Annotated in this window: 15 protein-coding genes; all 15 read left to right on the top strand. The window is 72.8% G+C overall.

The annotated features are described in order from the left end of the window. The 15 genes from gdhA (at nucleotide 1) to rox (ending at nucleotide 17545) form a co-directional block, all read left to right on the top strand. A complete protein-coding gene (gene gdhA / locus AB0D67_RS32090) occupies nucleotides 1–1344 on the top strand; it encodes an NADP-specific glutamate dehydrogenase (RefSeq protein ID WP_362944351.1) in 1344 nt (447 codons plus the stop codon). A 270-nt stretch (nucleotides 1345–1614) separates the two neighbouring features. Further along, nucleotides 1615–2463: a CHAP domain-containing protein gene (locus tag AB0D67_RS32085; RefSeq protein WP_362944349.1), complete on the top strand. Its 849-nt coding sequence runs from the start codon at nucleotides 1615–1617 to the stop codon at nucleotides 2461–2463. Nucleotides 2464–2492: 29 nt separating this feature from the next. Continuing rightward, a complete protein-coding gene (locus AB0D67_RS32080) occupies nucleotides 2493–3653 on the top strand; it encodes a YhjD/YihY/BrkB family envelope integrity protein (RefSeq protein ID WP_362944347.1) in 1161 nt (386 codons plus the stop codon). Between the two features lie 218 nt (nucleotides 3654–3871). After that, nucleotides 3872–4783 carry a LysR substrate-binding domain-containing protein gene (locus AB0D67_RS32075; protein WP_362944345.1) on the top strand — a complete coding sequence of 304 codons (912 nt, stop codon included), beginning with the start codon at nucleotides 3872–3874 and terminating at the stop codon, nucleotides 4781–4783. Nucleotides 4784–4892: 109 nt separating this feature from the next. Then, a complete protein-coding gene (locus tag AB0D67_RS32070) occupies nucleotides 4893–5852 on the top strand; it encodes a sugar-binding domain-containing protein (RefSeq protein WP_362944343.1) in 960 nt (319 codons plus the stop codon). A gap of 461 nt (nucleotides 5853–6313) precedes the next feature. Beyond that, a complete protein-coding gene (locus tag AB0D67_RS32065; RefSeq protein WP_362944341.1) occupies nucleotides 6314–7387 on the top strand; it encodes a sugar ABC transporter substrate-binding protein in 1074 nt (357 codons plus the stop codon). A 16-nt stretch (nucleotides 7388–7403) separates the two neighbouring features. Continuing rightward, nucleotides 7404–8192: an ATP-binding cassette domain-containing protein gene (locus tag AB0D67_RS32060; protein WP_362944339.1), complete on the top strand. Its 789-nt coding sequence runs from the start codon at nucleotides 7404–7406 to the stop codon at nucleotides 8190–8192. Then, a complete protein-coding gene (locus AB0D67_RS32055) occupies nucleotides 8189–9424 on the top strand; it encodes a sugar ABC transporter permease (RefSeq protein WP_362944337.1) in 1236 nt (411 codons plus the stop codon). The genes AB0D67_RS32060 and AB0D67_RS32055 overlap by 4 nt, the downstream gene beginning before the upstream one ends. Beyond that, nucleotides 9424–10911 (top strand): FGGY-family carbohydrate kinase, encoded by a 1488-nt coding sequence (locus tag AB0D67_RS32050; RefSeq protein WP_362944335.1) that lies wholly within the window; start codon nucleotides 9424–9426, stop codon nucleotides 10909–10911. Before AB0D67_RS32055 ends, AB0D67_RS32050 begins: the two co-directional genes overlap by 1 nt. Further along, entirely contained in the window at nucleotides 10908–12386 is a 1479-nt protein-coding gene (locus AB0D67_RS32045; RefSeq protein WP_362944333.1) for an FGGY family carbohydrate kinase, read from the top strand. Before AB0D67_RS32050 ends, AB0D67_RS32045 begins: the two co-directional genes overlap by 4 nt. Beyond that, nucleotides 12383–12997 (top strand): histidine phosphatase family protein, encoded by a 615-nt coding sequence (locus AB0D67_RS32040; protein ID WP_362944331.1) that lies wholly within the window; start codon nucleotides 12383–12385, stop codon nucleotides 12995–12997. The genes AB0D67_RS32045 and AB0D67_RS32040 overlap by 4 nt, the downstream gene beginning before the upstream one ends. Beyond that, nucleotides 12994–14013, top strand: coding sequence for a 2-hydroxyacid dehydrogenase (locus tag AB0D67_RS32035; RefSeq protein ID WP_362944329.1), 1020 nt, complete (start codon nucleotides 12994–12996; stop codon nucleotides 14011–14013). The genes AB0D67_RS32040 and AB0D67_RS32035 overlap by 4 nt, the downstream gene beginning before the upstream one ends. 160 nt (nucleotides 14014–14173) lie before the next feature. Continuing rightward, on the top strand, nucleotides 14174–15013 hold the full coding sequence (locus AB0D67_RS32030; protein ID WP_362944327.1) for a helix-turn-helix domain-containing protein: 840 nt from the start codon (nucleotides 14174–14176) through the stop codon (nucleotides 15011–15013). A 66-nt stretch (nucleotides 15014–15079) separates the two neighbouring features. Further along, entirely contained in the window at nucleotides 15080–15661 is a 582-nt protein-coding gene (locus AB0D67_RS32025) for a dihydrofolate reductase family protein (RefSeq protein ID WP_362944325.1), read from the top strand. 459 nt (nucleotides 15662–16120) lie between these two features. Next, nucleotides 16121–17545 carry a rifampin monooxygenase gene (gene rox, locus AB0D67_RS32020; protein WP_362944414.1) on the top strand — a complete coding sequence of 475 codons (1425 nt, stop codon included), beginning with the start codon at nucleotides 16121–16123 and terminating at the stop codon, nucleotides 17543–17545. Nucleotides 17546–17637: the final 92 nt, after the last annotated feature.

The following is a 17637-nucleotide window of genomic DNA, read 5'->3' as shown; positions in this document are numbered from 1 at the left end:
ATGCTGCACGAGAGACTGGCCTCGATCTACGACAACGTTCTGAGCCGCAACCCGGGTGAGATCGAGTTCCACCAGGCCGTCCGCGAGGTGCTGGAGAGCATCGGACCGGTCCTCGCCAAACACCCCGAGTACGCCGATTCCAAGATCATTGAGCGTATATGCGAGCCGGAGCGGCAGATCATCTTCCGCGTGCCGTGGGAGGACGACCGGGGCGAGGTGCAGATCAACCGGGGTTTCCGGGTGGAGTTCAACAGCGCGCTGGGCCCCTACAAGGGCGGCCTGCGCTTCCACCCCTCGGTCTACCTCGGCATCGTGAAGTTCCTCGGCTTCGAGCAGATATTCAAGAACGCGCTGACCGGCCTGCCCATCGGCGGCGGCAAGGGGGGCTCCGACTTCGACCCCAAGGGCCGCTCCGCGCGCGAGGTGATGCGCTTCTGCCAGAGCTTCATGACCGAGCTCTACCGCCACATCGGCGAGTACACCGACGTCCCGGCCGGTGACATCGGGGTCGGGCAGCGCGAGGTCGGCTACCTGTTCGGCCAGTACAAGCGGATCACCAACCGCTACGAGTCCGGAGTGATCACCGGCAAGGGGCTCAGCTACGGCGGCGCGCAGGTGCGGACCGAGGCGACCGGCTACGGCTGCGCTTTCTTCGTGGAGGAGATGCTGAGGGCGCGCGGCACGTCGTTCGACGGCCGGCGCGTCGTGGTGTCCGGGTCCGGCAACGTCGCCCTCTACACGATCGAGAAGGTGGAGCAGCTCGGCGGCGTGGTGGTCGCCTGCTCCGACTCCTCGGGATACATCCTCGACGAGAAGGGCATCGACCTCGGGCTGCTCAAGCAGGTCAAGGACGTCGAGCGCAGGCGGCTGAACGTCTACGCCGAGCGCCGCGGCGACGGGGTGTCCTTCGTCTCCGGCCGTCCCGTGTGGGAGGTGCCGTGCGAGGTGGCGATGCCGTCGGCCACCCAGAACGAGATCACCGCCCGCGACGCCGAGGCCCTGGTGCGGGGCGGCTGCATCGCGGTGGGCGAGGGCGCCAACATGCCCACCGCCCCGGAGGGGATCCGGGTGTTCCAGGAGGCGGGGGTGGCGTTCGGCCCGGGCAAGGCGGCCAACGCGGGCGGCGTGGCCACCAGCGCGCTGGAGATGCAGCAGAACGCCAGCCGCGACTCCTGGACCTTCGAGTTCTCCGAGCAGCGCCTGCGGGAGATCATGCGTGACATCCACGCCCGCTGCCTGGAGACCGCCGACGAGTACGGCATGCCGGGCGATTACGTGGCGGGGGCCAACATCGGCGGGTTCAAGCAGGTCGCGGACGCGATGCTGGCGCTCGGCCTGATCTGAGGCCGCACCCGGTCCGCCCAGCTCGTCCAGCTCGTCCAGCTCGTCTAGTTTGTCCGGCTCGGGAGGCTCCCGGGCCGGACGGGCATGATAGGCCGGGAACGCCGGCCGTTCCCGCGATTCGGCGGATCCGGCATCAAAGCGCCAGATAAAGCCCCCTTTTATCGGAAAAGGCCATCTTCTTCGCGTCGTACGGAATACAGTCCGGCTTGTCGGACGGCGCCCACCCTTCGCGGAAGGGCGGAGGACACGCGGACGGGGTGGCTGACGGCCTTGGATCCGATCGGTGACGCGCTGCTGAAGACCATGGCGCCGGAGCTCGGATATCGGCAGCGCGACGGACAGCCCACCGTGTTCGGCCGGTGGTACTCGGCCAACGTCGTCCGGGACGCCGAGTACGAGACGGCGCCCTGGTGCGACATGTTCATCTCCTGGGCCGCGGCGAAGGCCGGTGTCGCCGACTATGTCGGCCTGTTCGCCTGGACCCCCTCCCACGCCCGCTGGTTCGCCACGCACGGCGCGTGGTCGGGCACCCCCGAGCCCGGGGCGCTGGTCTTCTTCGACTGGTCCGGCGGCCGGGACATCGGCGGCATCGACCACGTGGGCGTGGTCGAGCGCGTGGACGGTGGAACGATCCACACGATCGAGGCGAACGTCGACGGCTCCCGGCTGAAGCGCAAGACCCGCGACGAGAGCAAGGTCGTCGGCTACGGCCTGCCGCGCAAGGTCAGGGAGAACCTGGCGGGCGCGCGCCCGGCGGACGGGGCGGGGGCGCTCTCCGAGGCCACCCGGATCGAGGTGCGCCCGGCGCCCGGCCCCGGCGCCTCGTCCCTGGCCTTCGGCACCGGACCGTACGGCATGCCGCCGGAGACGGCGCCGGTCGCCGGGCTGCTGGCCGTACTCCTCGTCGCGACGTTCCTGCTGACCAGGCGGCGGTCCCGCCCCGCGGCGGGCCGGCATCGCAGGCGGGACCGCCGGCCCGACTCCGTCGCCCCTCCCCCGCCGGGCTCCGCAGGCCCTGGGGACCTTGTGGACTCCGGGGACTCCGTGCACCATGTGCACTGTGTGGGTTGTGTGGGCTCCACGGTGGTTCCGGCAGGCCGGGGCGCCGGAGGGCGGTAGAGCGGCGGGTGCCGGGTAGTGGCCCGGCCATGACGGTCACGGGATTCGCCGGGTGGGTGGCGGCGTTCTGGGCGCGGGCCCGCCGCCGCCACGGCTGGCTGGACCACCTGGTGCGCGCCGGGGTGCGGTACGACCAGGCGGACGGCGGGCGGTTGTCGGCAGCTCTCACCTACTACTCGTTCTTCGCGGTGTTCGCACTCGGGCTGCTGGGCTTCTCGATCATCGGGCACGTGCTGGACGACCCCAAGGTCATCACCACGGTGCAGGTCTTCCTGAGCGAGAACTTCCCCCGCCTGGACGTGGCGGCGCTGCGCGACGCCCGGAGCACGGCCGGGGCGATCGCCTTCGTGGGCCTGCCGCTGACCGGGCTGTTCTGGGTGGACAGCATGCGCTCTGCGATCCGGGCGGTCTGGCGGCTGGAGGAGTACCCGGGCGCCTACTTCCTGCGCCAGGTGATCGACCTGGGCGTGCTGGCCGGGCTGGGGCTGCTGCTGTCGATCTCCCTGGCGGTGTCCTTCGCCGCCGAGTCGCTGCTGAACTGGGTGTTCCTGCACACCGTGGGCGTCACCGACGACGTGACGCGGTGGCTGCCGCCGGCGGCCTCGTTCGTGCTCGGCCTGGCGGTGAACACGCTGCTGGCCGCCGCCCTGCTCACCGTGACGCCCCGGCTGCGGCTGCCGCTCGGCCGGGTGCTGGGGCCCGCGCTGTTCGCCACCGCCGGGCTGGAGATCCTCAAGACCATCGGCCAGTTCTACCTGGAGATCACCGCGGCCAACCCCGCCTACCAGGTCGTCGCGGGCGCCGTCGGGATGCTGGTCTTCCTCAAGGTCCTCAACCAGATCATCCTGTTCGCCGCCGCGCTGTGCGCCACGGGCACCGGCGGGCGGGTCGTCGATCTGGCGTCCCGCCAGGAACGACCCGAACACCCCGAGCAGCCCGAGCAGCCCGAGCTTTCGGAGGACCCCGGACGTCCCGAGCGCCCTGAGCGGCCCGAACGCCCTGAGCTTCCGGAGCGTCCCGGACATCCCGAACACCCGAAGCACCCCGAACGCACCCGGCTTCCGGAGCGGACCGAACACCCCGAGTGTCCTGAGCGCCCCGGCCACCCCGAGCACCCCGAACGCCTCGGCCACCCGGATCACCCGGAGTGCCCCGCCCGTCCGGCCGTGACCGCCGTCCCGGACGCCTGACCGGCCCGCCATCCGGCCGTCCACGGAATGTCCGTGAAATGCCCGCGGAAGGTCCACGAAAGGTCCGAGGAAGGCCCGTCAAAGGTCCGTGGAAGGGCCGAGGGATGTCCGCCCGTCATCCGGCGGAACCGGCGGCAGGCGGCGGGACCTCGGGGAACTCCCGGGCCGGTGACCGTACCGACTCCCTCATCTGCGGACAATTACCCCATACTGGGGCGGTGTTGAGCAGTCACCGCCTCCGCGTCCTGCTGGAGGTCTTCCGGACCGGGAGCATCGCCGGGGCCGCGCGCGTCCTGCGGCTCTCGCCCTCGGCCGTCTCCCACCAGCTGTCCCGGCTGGAGGAGGAGGCCGGGGTGGGGCTGGTCGAGCGGGGCGCCCAGAGCCTGCGGCTGACCGCGGCGGGCCGGCGGCTGGCGACCCGCGCCCAGGAGGTGCTCGACATCATCGAGGCCGCGGAGAAGGACCTGCTGGCGCAGGCCAGGGCCGACGCCGGACAGCTGCGGATCGGGTTCTTCGCCTCGGCGGGGTACCGGCTGCTGCCTCTGGCGCTGTCGGCCTTCACCGCCCGCCACCCGGCCGTGGAGCTGGACCTGGTGCTCGGCCAGCCCCACGAGCTGCTGCCCGACCTGGAGCGCGGCGCGCTCGACGTGCTGGTGGTCTTCGAGCACGCGCTCGACCCGTGGAAGCCGCCGGAGGGGGTCGAGGTCACCCACCTGTTCGACGAGCCGCAGCTGCTGGTCGTGCCGCCCGGCCACCCCGCGGGCAAGTCGCAGCGGGTACGACTCGCCGACCTGGCCGGCGAGCCGTGGATCACCACCTACGGCACCGGAACCCCGGTCTCGGTGCTGGAGCGGGCCAGCGCGCTGGAGGGGTTCAGCCCGATGATCCGCTGCCGTAGCGACCACTACGAGGTCACGCTCGGGCTGGTGCGGGCCGGGCTCGGGGTCGCGCTGGTGCCCAGCCTCGGGGCGCGGGGCGCCCCCGGCGTCCAGGTGTGCCGGCTGGACGGGCCCCGGCTCTACCGCAGGATCGGCGCGGCGGCCCGCCCGACCAACCCCAACCCGGCGCTGCGCTCCTTCATCGACTACCTGCGCGACGCCTCGGCCAGGCTCCGTACCGCGTCGCACTGATCGCCGGGCCGCGCCCGGGATCGCTAGCCTTTCCCTTGGAGAGGGCGCGGGTATAGTCAATGCGCATCTGTTCAGCACATATGTTCAGAAAATGAGGGGGAGCCCGCCCATGAACGCCGCCGACGCCGTACCGGAGGCACAGGCCCGGTTCCCCCGGGAGCTGATGTACGCGGCGGCGTCGCAGTACTACCTCGAGGAGGCCACTCAGGCCGACATCGCCAAGCGGCTGGGCGTCAGCCGGGCCACGGTGAGCCGGCTGCTGACCGAGGCGCGCCGGCACGGCATCGTGGAGATCCGGGTGCACCGGCCGGCGGCGCTGGAGGAGGGCCCGCTGGCCGCCGAGGTGGCCACCGCGCTGGGCCTGGCGCGCGTCTTCCTGGTGCCCAGGGTCGGCGGCCCGGCGCTGGGCCCGTGGCTGGCCCCGGGCCTGGCCAGGGCACTGGCCGCGGCGGGCCTGGAGTCCGGCGACGTGCTGCTGGTCTCCTCCGGCAGCACGGTCTACGAGTGCGCGAGGGAGAGCCTGGGGCGGTTCCCCGGGGTCACGATCGCCCCGGCCGTGGGCGGCCAGGAGGACCCCCAGCCCTGGTTCCAGACGAACGAGACGACCCGCCTGCTGGCCGAGCGGGTCGGGGGCGTGCCCAGTTACCTGTACGCGCCCGCCCAGCCGGGTCCCGAGCTGTTCTACTCCCTGCAGCACGAGCCGTCGGTGCGCAGGGTCATGGACCTGTGGGCGCACGCCAGGTGCGTGATCGTCGGCGTCGGCTCGCCGCCGCTGACGCGCCAGGTCGTGCCGGCCTTCGTGCCCCGCCACGCCGGCAGCCTGCGCGACGCCGTCGGGGACGTGTGCTCGCGCTTCTACGACCGCGACGGCGAGCCCGTCGGCTACCCGGGCAGCGAGCGGCTGGTGGCGACCAGCCTGGAGCAGCTGCGCCGCATCCCCGTCTCCATCGCGGTGGCGGTCGGGCCGGAGAAGGTCCTGTCGATCGTCGCCGGGGCCAGGGGCGGCTACTTCAACCAGCTCGTCACCGACGCCCTGACGGCGGAGAGCCTGCTGTCGGCGACCCGCTGACGGTGATCCGCCGACGGGAGAGCGGGCCACCGGCGGAGGCGGACGCCCGCCCCGCGGCCCGCCGTACGGCGCCGCCCGCCACAGGACACCACCCGCGCACGGCACACCCGCCACACCGCACCGCCCGCCATACCGCACCGCACCGCCGGCGTACGGCACACCCACCGTACGGCACCGCCCGGCGGGCCGTTCCCGCGCGCCCCGTCCCCGCGGCCCCCGCGCCCGGAACCCTCGTCCCGTGAGGGGAGGTCCCCGGTCGCTGTTCGCGCGTCAGCACCAGGTCACGGGTCTGGAAAATCCCTGAACACTTTTGCTGGACAAATATTCCGAGCACACGCTAGCGTGTTCGGCCATGGCGCATGACCGCGCGTAGCGGACCATGCCCGGCCTCGGGGATCGCGGAGCGGATCCGCTGCGCGAGGACACAGCGAGCAAGGGAAGAAGCCGTGAAGAAAGCTCAGATGCGGACAACGACGTTCGCCGCGGTGGCGGTCATCGCGGGCGCGGCGCTCACCGCCTGCGGTTCCGGCTCCGGCGGAGCGGACGGCGGCGCCGGCGGCGACGGGAGCGCGGAGAACGCCAAGGTGGCCTTCCTCATGCCCGACCTCGCCTCCACCCGGTACGAACTGGCCGACAAGCCGCTGTTCGAGGCGAAGATGAAGCAGCTGTGCGCGGGCTGCACGGTCATCTACCAGAACGCCGACTCCGACGCCTCCAAGCAACAGCAGCAGGCCAACTCGGCGCTGGCCCAGGGCGTCAAGGCCATCGTGATCGACCCCGTCGACTCGGCCGCCGCCGCGACCATCGTCAAGTCGGCGCAGGCGCAGAACGTGCCGGTCATCGCCTACGACCGGCCGATCCCCACCACCCCGGCCGACTACTACATCTCGTTCGACAACGAGAAGATCGGCTCGATGATCGCTCAGTCCCTGGTCGACCACCTCAAGGAGGAGAAGGCCGAGGGCGGGATCCTCCAGGTGAACGGCTCCCCCACGGACGCCGCCGCCGGCCTGATCAAGAAGGGCGTCCACGGCGCGGTCGACCCGAGCGGCTTCAAGCTGCTCGCCGAGTACGACACCCCCGACTGGCAGCCGGAGAAGGCCCAGACCTGGGTGAGCGGCCAGATCACCAGGTTCCGCGACGAGATCGCGGGCGTGGTGGCGGCCAACGACGGCACCGGCGGCGGTTCGATCGCCGCGTTCAAGGCGGCGGGCGTGAAGGTCCCCCCGGTCACCGGCAACGACGCCGAGCTGGCCGCCGCCCAGCGCATCATCTCCGGCGACCAGTACAACACGATCTCCAAGCCCATCAAGATCGTGGCCGAGGCCGCGGCCGACGCGGCCTACCGGTTCGCGAGGGGCGAGAAGCCCGCGGGCAAGACCAAGCTCTACGACACGCCTTCGGAGCTGTTCACCCCCACGGTCGTGACCAAGGACAACATCAACGAGGTGCTGTTCCAGAGCGGAATCATGAAGGCGTCCGAGGCGTGCACGGGCGAGTACGCCAAGGGATGCGCCGAGCTCGGCATCAAGTAGATCTCCAGGAGCCCCTTTGTCCGCCACCCAGCAAGCAGACAGCGTCCTGTCCCTGCGCGGGATCAGCAAGACCTTCGGCGCGGTCGCCGCGCTCACCGGCATCGACCTCGATGTGGCGGCGGGTCAGGTCGTGGCCGTCGTCGGGGACAACGGCGCCGGCAAGTCGACGCTGGTGAAGATCCTGTCGGGTGTGCACCCGCCGGACTCGGGCACGATCACCTTCGACGCGAAGACGGTCGGCATCCCGAGCCCGGCGGCCGCCCACCGGCTCGGCATCGCCACCGTCTTCCAGGACCTCGCGCTGTGCGAGAACCTCAATGTGATCCAGAACCTCTTCCTGGGGCAGGAGATCCGCCCGCTCCGGCTGAACGACGTGGCGATGGAGACGCGCTCGTGGGAGCTGCTCCGCCAGCTGTCGGCGAAGATCCCCAGCGTCCGGGTGCCGGTGGCGTCGCTGTCGGGCGGCCAGCGGCAGACCGTCGCGATCGCCAGGTCGCTGCTCGGCGACCCGAAGATCATCATTCTCGACGAGCCGACCGCGGCCCTGGGCGTCGCGCAGACGGCCGAGGTGCTCAACCTCGTCGAGCGGCTCCGGGAGAACGGCCTGGGCGTCATCATGATCAGCCACAACATGGCGGACGTGAAGGCGGTCGCCGACACCGTGGCCGTGCTGCGGCTGGGCCGCAACAACGGGGTGTTCGACGTGGACGACGTCTCGGTCGAGGACATCATCGCCGCCATCACCGGCGCCGCCGACAACGCGGTGTCGCAGCGCCGGGCGCGCCGCAAGGAGGGGCTCTCATGACCACCACGCTCGCCACCGACCGCCAGGACGAGCGGTTACGGAGCCGCGAGGGGCTGCGCGGCGCGCTCACCGACATGATCGAGCGGGCCCGCGGCGGCGATCTCGGCGTGATCCCGGTCCTGGTCGGTCTCGTCGTGATCTGGGCCGTGCTGCAGATCCTCAACCCGGTCTTCCTGTCCAGCACCAACCTGGTCAACCTCACGCTGGAGTCGGCCGCGGTCGGCGTCATCGCGCTCGGCATCGTGTGCGTGCTGCTGGTCGGGCAGATCGACCTGTCGGTCGGCTCGGTCAGCGGCCTGTCCGGCGCGGTGCTGGCGGTGCTGTTCGTCGGCAGAGGGCTGCCGCTCTGGGCGGCCGTCCTGGCGGCGGTCGCGATGAGCGCGGCGATCGGCTGGGTGTACGCCCAGCTGTTCAACCGCTTCGGGGTGCCGAGCTTCGTCATCACGCTGGCCGGCCTGCTGGCCTTCCTCGGCCTCCAGCTGTACGTGCTGGGCACCAAGGGGTCGATCAACCTGCCGTTCGACTCGGCCCTGGTGAACTTCGCGCAGCTGGCCTTCGTGCCGCAGTGGCTGTCGTACGTCTTCGCGGTCGTCGCCGCGGCCTGGCTGTTCGCCACCGGCTACCTGCACGCCCGGGAGCGCCGCCTGGCGGGCCTGTCCTCCAAGACCACCTCCATGCTGGCCGTACGGAGCCTCGCGCTGCTGGTCGTGCTGGCGTTCGTGGTCTGGTACCTCGGGCGGACCCGCGGCGTCGGCTGGATGTTCGTCCTGTTCGTCGCGCTGGTACTGGTCATGCACTACCTGCTGTCACGTACGAAGTGGGGCAGGTCGGTCTACGCCGTCGGCGGCAACGTCGAGGCGGCACGGCGGGCCGGCATCAACGTCCGGGCCGTCTACACCTCGGCGTTCGTGCTGTGCTCCTCCTTCGCCGCGGTGGGCGGCATCCTCGCCGCCGCCCGGCTGGCCGCCGCCAACCAGAGCAGCGGCGCCGGCGACGTGAACCTCAACGCCATCGCCGCCGCCGTGATCGGCGGGACGAGCCTGTTCGGCGGGCGCGGCACCGCGTTCGGCGCGCTGCTCGGCATGATCGTCATCCAGTCGATCTCCAGCGGCCTGACGCTGCTGAACCTCGACTCCTCCATCCGGTTCGTCGTGACGGGCGTGGTGCTGCTGCTGGCCGTGGTCGTCGACTCGGTCGCGCGCAGGTCCCGGACCTCCCACGGGCGGGCCTGATGGCGGCCATCTGCGTCGACGCCGGCACCACGGTGGTCAAGGCGGTCGGCTACGACGACGCTGGTGCGGAGATCGCGATCGCCCGGCAGGAGACCGGCGTGTCCCGGCCCGCGCCCGGCCACGCCGAACAGGACATGAACACGGTCTGGGCAGCGGTCGCGCACACGGTGCGCGCGGTCGCCGGCCGCCTCACCGGCGCCTCGGCCGGCGCCGTCGACTTCGTCGCGGTCACCGCCCAGGGCGACGGCGCCTGGCTCGTCGGGCCCGACGGCGAGCCGACCGGGCCGGCGATCCTGTGGAACGACGGCCGGGCCGCGGCCACGGTGGACGCCTGGAACCGCTCCGGCGCGGCCGAGCGAGCCTTCCGCGTCAACGGCTCCGCCGCCGCCTCGGGGCTGCCGCACGCGATCCTCACCTGGCTGCGGGAGCACGACCCCGAGCGGCTGGAACGCTCGGCGGCCCTGCTGACCTGCGGCGGATGGATCTTCTCCCGGCTGACCGGGGAGGTCGCCGCCGACGAGTCCGACGCCTCGGCGCCGTTCATGGACCTGCGCGCCCGCGCCTACTCCCCCGAGCTGCTGGCGTCGTTCGGCCTGGAGTGGGCCGCGCGGCTGCTGCCCGAACCGCGCGGCGACGCGCACCGCGTCGCCCCGCTCACCGCGTCCGCCGCCGCGTCGCTGGGCCTGCCCGCCGGGACCCCGGTCGTGATGGCCCCCTACGACATCGTCTCCACCGCCGTCGGAGCGGGCGCGGTGGGCGAGGGCCGGGCGTGCAGCATCCTGGGCACCACGCTGTGCACCGAGACCATCGTCGCCGAACCCGACCTGGACGGCCCCGCCGTAGGCATCACGATCGCGGCCCCCGGCGGCTACCTGCGGGCCTTCCCCACCTTCGCCGGGGTCGAGGTGATCAACTGGGTCTGCCGCCTGCTCGGGCTGCCCGGCCCGGCCGCCCTCGGCGAGCTGGCCGCGGCGAGCCCGCCGGGCGCGGGCGGCCTGGCGTTCCTGCCCTACCTGTCCCCGGCCGGGGAACGGGCGCCGTTCTGCGACCCGCTCGCCCGGGGCTCCTTCCTGGGCATGTCGTTCGACCACGACCGCGAGCACATCGCCCGCGCCGTGTTCGAGGGCCTCACGTTCGTCGTCCGCGACTGCCTGGACGCCTTCGGCCCCGGCGTGCGGGAGCTGCGGGTGTGCGGCGGCGGCTCGGCGAGCGACCTGTGGCTGCGGATGATCGCCGACGTCACCGGCCTGCCGGTGCTGCGGCCGGCCGACGCCGAGGTCGGCGCCCGCGGCGCCTTCCTGGTCGGCCTGACCGCGACCGGCGCCGCCGCCGACCTGGAGGAGGCGGCCGGGCGCCACGTGCGGCTGCGCGACGCCGTACGGCCGCGGCCCGGCTCCTACGAGACGCTCTACCGGGACTTCCTCGCGTTGCGTGACACCGCCGCCCGGTCCTGGCCGCTGCTCGCCGAGACCCGGAGCCGCTCATGAGCACCTGGATCGGCGTGGATCTCGGCACGCAGAGCGTGCGCGTGATGGCCGTCACCGGGGACGGCCGGGTTCTCGGCGCGGCGAGCAGGCCGCTGACCAGCCGCCGTGACGGCCCCCGGCACGAGCAGGACCCCGAGGAGTGGTGGGAGGGGCTGGCCGCCGCCGCCCGCGAGGCGATGCGCGACGTGCCACCGGGACCCGTCGGCGGTGTGGCGGTGGACGCCACCTCCGGCACGATCCTGCTCACCGGCGGCGACGGCCGGCCGCTCACCCCCGGGCTGATGTACGACGACCGGCGCGCGGCCGGCGAGGTCGACCGGGTCAACGACGCCGGCGCGCACGTGTGGGACCGGCTCGGCTACCGCCGCATGCAGGCCGGCTGGGCGCTGCCCAAGCTGCTGTGGCTGCTGCGCGACGCCCCGGCCGGGGCGCGCCTGGCGCACCAGAACGACTTCGTCAACCGCCGCCTGACGGGCCAGCCGGTCGCCACCGACCTGAGCAACGCGCTGAAGACGGGCGTGGACCTGATCGACGAGCGCTGGCCGTCCGACGTCCTGGACGCCCTCGGCGTCCCCGCCTCCGTGCTGCCCGGCGTCGTACGGCCCGGCACCGTGCTCGGCGAGGTCTGCGCGGAGGCCGCCGAGGCCACCGGCATCCCGGCGGGCACGCCGGTGGTCGCCGGGACCACCGACGGGTGCGCGGCCCAGCTCGGCGCGGGCGCCCTCACGCCCGGCAGCTGGAACTCGGTGATGGGCACCACGCTGGTGCTCAAGGGCGTCACCCGGGAGCTGGTCCACGACCCGCTGGGCGTCGTCTACTCCCACCGCGCCCCGGACGGCTCGTGGCTGCCGGGCGGCGCGTCCAGCACCGGCGCGGGCGTGCTGGCCCGCGACCTGGCCGGACGCGACCTCGACGCGCTCAGCCGGCTGGCCGCCGGACGCTTCGAATCCACCGGCGCCTCCACCGGCCCGTCCGCCGGCCCTCCCGCCGACCCGTCCGCCACCGTCTACCCGCTGGTCTCCCGGGGCGAGCGGTTCCCGTTCTCCGCGCCGGAGGCGGAGGGCTTCACCCTCGGCCACCCCGGCGACGACGTCGACCGCTACGCCGCGATCCTGCGCGGCGCCGCCTACATCGAGCGGCTCTGCTTCGACTACCTCGACCTGCTCGGCGCCCCGGTGGACGGTGAGATCGTGCTGACCGGCGGCGCGACCCGCAGCGCCTACTGGAACCGCGTCAGGGCCGCCGTGCTGGGCCGGCCGGTGACCCTGCGGGAGAACGCCGAGCCCGCGCTCGGCATGGCCGTACTCGCCGCCGGACCCGCCTCCGCGGCCCGGATGATCCGCACCCGCGAGGTCGTCGAACCCGGCGGCGAAAACCTGAGCGAGCACTACCTGCGGTTCGTCGCCGAACTGGAGAACCGCGGCTGGCTGCCCCCGGAGGCCGCCGCCCACGCCCGGAAGAGGAGCACCCGATGACCCGGCTCGTACTGGCCCGCCACGGCGAGACCGTCTGGCACGCCGAGAACCGCTACGCCGGCGTCACCGACGTCGAGCTGACCCCGCGCGGCCACGAGCAGGCCGGACGGCTGGCCGCCTGGTCGGCCGAGGCCGGGCTGTCCGCCGTCTGGACGTCCACGCTGAGCCGGGCCCGGATCACCGCCGAGGCGAGCGCCGAGGCGGCGGGCGTCGAGCCGCGGACGGACGCCCGGCTGCGCGAGCTCGATTTCGGCCGCGGCGAGGGGCTGACCTCCGCGGAGATGCACGAGCGCTTCCCCGAGGCCCGCGCCGCCTTCGAGGCCGACCCGGCCGCCTGCCCGCTGCCCGGCGGCGAGGACCCCGCGGAGGCCGCGGACCGGTTCACCGCCGCCCTGCGCGACATCGCCGCCGCCCACCCCGGCGGGCGGGTGCTGGCCGTCGCCCACACGACCGTCATCAGGCTCGCCCTGTGCGGGCTCATCGGGGTGCCGCTCGGTTCCTACCGGCGGCTCTTCCCGCGCCTGGACAACTGCGCCGTCACCGAGCTTCGCCTCGACGGCGGGCAGGTCGCGATCCTGCAGTTCAACTCTCCGATCGGAGCCGTTCGTTGACCGTCCGAATCCTTGCCGCCGGTGACCACTTCGTGCGCAGCGACCTCCTGGTGGACGCGCTCCGGAGGGTGGTCCCCGGGGACGCCGACATCCGTGAGCTGACCCTGCCGTGGCCGGTCGTGCCGTTCGGGCCGGTGGGCGAGGTCGACGAGGCGTCCGACGTGGAGGAGGAGCTGATCGAGGCGCTGCGCGGCGTGGAGGTCTGCGTGACCCAGATGGCCCCGCTGACCAAGCGGGTCCTCGCCGCCTGCCCCGACCTGAGGCTGTTCTGCGTCAGCCGGGGCGGCCCGGTCAACGCCAACCTCCAGGCCGCCACCGAGGCCGGGGTGACCGTCACGTTCGCACCCGGCCGCAACGCGGTCGCCACCGCCGAGCACACGCTGGCCATGCTGCTGGCCGCCACCCGCCGCATCCCGCAGACCAACGCCGACCTCGCCCGGGGCGTGTGGCGGGGCGACTACTACGTGTACGACCAGGTCGGCCCGGAGCTGGAGGGCGGCACGGTCGGCCTGGTCGGCTACGGCGCGATCGGCAGCCGGGTGGCCCGCATGCTGGAGGGGTTCGGCGCCGAGGTGCTGGTGTACGACCCCTACGTCACCGGGGTTCCCGGCCAGGTGGGGCTGGAGGAGCTGCTCGGCCGCTCCCGCTTCGTGTCCCTGCACGCCCGGGTCACCCCGGAGACCACCGGCATGATCGACGCGGAGCGGATCGCGCTGATGCCCGCCGGGTCGGTGCTGGTCAACTGCGCCCGGGGCGCGCTGCTCGACTACGACGCCCTGTGCGACGCCCTGGACTCCGGCCACCTGTTCGGCGCCGCGGTGGACGTCTTCCCCACCGAGCCCATCCCCGAGGGGTCCCGCCTGCTGACCACGCCCAACCTGGTGATGACCCCGCATCTGGCGGGGGCCAGCAAGGAGACGGCGGCCAAGGCGGCGCGGATCGTCGCCGACGACGTCGCCCGCTACCTGCGCGGCGAGCCGGTCGCCCACCACGCTAACCCCGCCGGCTCCTCCTGAGGCGCCGCCGTGGAACCGGCGCCGCCGTGGAACCGGCGCCGCCGTGGAACCGGCGCCGCCGTGGAACCGGCGCCGCCGTGGAACCGGGGACGTCGGTGAGACTCACGCGGCCAGGTGCACGCGATCAGGTTCGCCCGGGGACGTCGGCGATACTGTGGGCGTGGAATACGTGTCCAGAGTGCCGCGACCGCCGCTGGACGGGCTGATCGACGACCTTTACTACCTGGAGGGCGCACCGCCGTACGCCCGGCTGACGCTGCCGCCGGGACCGTCGGCGTTGCTCGTCGTCAACCTCGGGGCGCCGTTCCGCATCCGCGCCGGCACCGAGATCGAGACGGCCGGGTACGCCGACGGCTGCGTGATCACCATGCCCACCCGCGCCTTCGAGTTCGGCTATCCGCCGGAGACCCGGTCCGTCGGCGTGCACTTCAAGCCGTGGGGGCCGGCGCCGTTCCTGCCGATGCCCGCGGCCGAGCTGTGTGACCGGCCGGTGACGGTGGAGCAGGTCTGGGGCCGGCCCGCCGTCGCCGAGCTGCGAGACCGGCTGGCCACGGCGGCCGGTCCGCACGAGATGCTGACGCTGCTCGAGGAGGAGCTGATGCGACGGCTGTGCGAGACCGCCGGCCTGGGGCTGGTCCGCCGTACGAGCGGTGTCATCGCGGCGGCCGCCGGGGCGGTGGCGATCGGCGGCCTGAGCGTGGCGGCCGGTGTCAGCGGCACTCATCTGACACGGCGGTTCAAGGAGCTCATCGGCGTCACGCCGAAGCGGCTGGCCCGCACCTACCGCTTCGCCGCCACCGTGTTCGCGATCGACCCCGCCGGACCGATCGACTGGGGCGACCTCGCCGGTGGCGCGGGCTACTTCGACCAGGCCCACTTCGGCCACGAGTTCCGGGCGTTCACCGGGCTCACGCCGACCCGGTACGTCGAGGTCCGGCGGCGGTTCCTGCGCGAACATCCCGGTCACGCGCTGGACGGCTGGCCGCTGCCGGCCGATTGATTTCTTACAAGAGCGACAGCTCACGACACGCTAATTTGGGGCACCCCGAAGCAGAGGAGATGCCCCGTGGGCAAGGTGGTCATGTACGGCTCGGTGTCGGTGGACGGCTTCGTCGCGGACGAGAACGACCAGCCCGGACCGCTGTTCGACTGGTTGTCCGGCGGTGACGTCCCGCTGGACGACAGCGGCGCGCTGAAGGTGTCGCAGACGTCCTACGACCACACCCGGCCGTACTGGGACCGGATCGGCGTCACGATCGTCGGCCGCCACGTCTTCGACATGACGGACGGCTGGGACGGGAAGCCTCCGGGCGGCATCGACCACGTGGTCGTCGTGTCGCACCGGCCGATGCCCGAGGGCTGGGACCCCGAGGCGCCGTTTCACTTCGCCGGCGGTGTCGAGGCGGCCATGGCCAAGGCGCAGGAGCTCGCGGGTGACCGCATCGTCGAGGTCGCCGCCGGCGACGTCGGTGGCCAGGTACTCGCCGCGGGCCTGGTCGACGAGGTGCGCATGGACGTCGTACCCGTCGTGTTCGGGTCCGGAAAGCGCTACTTCGGGCCGATCGACGCGCAGCACCTGCTGGAGGATCCTGACGTGGTGATTCAGGGCGACCGGGTGCTTCACCTGCGCTATCGGGTGCGCCGTTGACCGATCTGAGCGGCCGTCTCCCCACCGGGCGGCAGGGTCACCTCCGGACCGGGCGAACTCGATCGCGTGTACCCGGCCGCACGGGTCCTGACGACACCCCGGCCGGTACGGCGGCGCCGCCGTGGAACCGGTGCGGCCGGGCCGCCGGAGTCGTGATCACGCGGCCGGGAAAACGGCTGGACGGCACGACGTCCGGGCTTGTAGCTTTCCCTCGACCGTGACACCGCCCCAGGAGGTGAGACCCATGAACGCTGTATCGATGTGGGTGCTCTCCCTTCCCGTCGCGGTCGGGCGATCGACGTAGGTGTCGCCGGGAGCGCCTCGATGACCAGGCACTCCCGAAAGGCAACACCTGTGAACCCTCCGCGCTTCACCGCCGGGCCGTCGTCGGACGGCACGGCCGGGCACGACGCCCCCGTACTCCGCCCGTCGGCCTCCGGTGCCGACCGCACGCCCCCCGTGTTCGACGTGATCATCGCCGGGTGCGGGCCGACCGGTGCGATGCTCGCCGCCGAACTGCGGCTGCACGACGTACGGGTGCTCGTCCTGGAGAAGGAGACCGAGCCCGCGTCGTTCGTCCGCATCGTCAGCCTGCACATCCGCAGCCTCGAGCTGCTGGCGATGCGCGGACTGCTGGACCGTCTCCTCCCGCACGGGAGACGGCGTCCGGCCGGCGGTTTCTTCGCCGCCATCGACAAGCCCGTGCCCGAGGGCCTGGACTCCGCGTACGCCTATCTGCTGGGGATTCCGCAGCCGGTCATCGTCCGCCTGCTCGAAGAGCACGCGATCGGACTGGGCGCGCGGGTCCGGCACGGATGCGCGGTGACCGGTCTCGACCAGGACGACGAGGGTGTGACCGTCGAGCTGGCCGGCGGGGAACGGCTGCGGTCGCGCTACCTCGTCGGCTGCGACGGCGCGCGCAGCACGGTGCGCGGGCTGCTCGGCGTCGGCTTCCCCGGTGAGCCCTCGCGGAACGACACGCTGATGGGCGAGATGGAGGTCGGCGTGCCGCAGGAGGAGATCTCCGCCACGATGGCCGGACTCCGCGAGACCCATCGGCGGTTCTGGCTCCGGCCGTTCGGTGGAGGGGTCTACAGCGTCCTGGTCCCCGCCGAGGGGGTCGGCGACCGCGCGGAACCGCCCACCCTCCAGGATTTCGAACAAGCGCTGCGCGCCGTCGCCGGAACCGATTTCGGCGTGCACTCCCCGCGCTGGATGTCCCGCTTCGGGGACGCCACCCGGCTGGCCGAGCGTTACCGGGCCGGGCGGGTGCTGCTGGCCGGCGACGCGGCGCACATCCACCCGCCCATCGGCGGTCAGGGCCTCAACCTGGGCGTTCAGGACGCGTTCAACCTCGGCTGGAAGCTGGCCGCGCAGATCCGCGGCTGGGCGCCGGAGACGCTGCTGGACACCTACGAGGCCGAGCGCCATCCGGTCGCCGAGGACGTGCTGGACAACACCCGCGCCCAGACGGAGCTGCTGTCCGACGAGCCGGGTCCGCGGGCCGTGCGCAGGCTGCTCACCGAACTGATGGACTTCAACGAGGTGAACCGACATCTGATCGAGAAGATCGCCGCGGTCGGCGTCCGCTACGACTTCGGGGAAGGCCCCGACCTGGTCGGCCGCCGCCTGCGTGACATCGACGTGGAACAGGGCCGTCTCTACGACCTGCTGCACCGCGGCCGCGGCCTGCTGCTGGACCGCACCGGACGCCTGACCACCAGCGGCTGGTCGGACCGGGTCGACCACCTCGCCGATCCCACCGCGGCGCTGGACGTCCCGTGCGTCCTGCTGCGCCCCGACGGCCACGTCGCGTGGATCGGCGACGATCAGCGGGATCTGGACGCCCACCTCGCCCGCTGGTTCGGCGAGCCCGCCGGCTGATTCCGCCTGAGCGGGCGTCCGTCCAACCGGGTCGCCGCCACCCGCACCTGGACCACCTCGGAGAACACGTTGACCGTGCCCGGCAGCGACGA

This window comes from Streptosporangium sp. NPDC048047 (genome assembly GCF_040653115.1).
In the GTDB taxonomy this organism is placed as follows: Bacteria; Actinomycetota; Actinomycetes; order Streptosporangiales; family Streptosporangiaceae; genus Streptosporangium.
This window is presented reverse-complemented; position numbering and strand designations above follow the sequence as displayed.

Bases quoted from the DNA above. Each gene is read 5' to 3' on its own strand.
- gdhA (WP_362944351.1), top strand. From the start codon at position 1: ATGCTGCACGAGAGACTGGCCTCGATCTACGACAACGTTCTGAGCCGC.
- AB0D67_RS32080 (WP_362944347.1), top strand. From the start codon at position 2,493: ATGACGGTCACGGGATTCGCCGGGTGGGTGGCGGCGTTCTGGGCGCGG.
- AB0D67_RS32070 (WP_362944343.1), top strand. From the start codon at position 4,893: ATGAACGCCGCCGACGCCGTACCGGAGGCACAGGCCCGGTTCCCCCGG.
- AB0D67_RS32065 (WP_362944341.1), top strand. From the start codon at position 6,314: ATGCGGACAACGACGTTCGCCGCGGTGGCGGTCATCGCGGGCGCGGCG.
- AB0D67_RS32055 (WP_362944337.1), top strand. From the start codon at position 8,189: ATGACCACCACGCTCGCCACCGACCGCCAGGACGAGCGGTTACGGAGC.
- AB0D67_RS32050 (WP_362944335.1), top strand. From the start codon at position 9,424: ATGGCGGCCATCTGCGTCGACGCCGGCACCACGGTGGTCAAGGCGGTC.
- AB0D67_RS32045 (WP_362944333.1), top strand. From the start codon at position 10,908: ATGAGCACCTGGATCGGCGTGGATCTCGGCACGCAGAGCGTGCGCGTG.
- AB0D67_RS32040 (WP_362944331.1), top strand. From the start codon at position 12,383: ATGACCCGGCTCGTACTGGCCCGCCACGGCGAGACCGTCTGGCACGCC.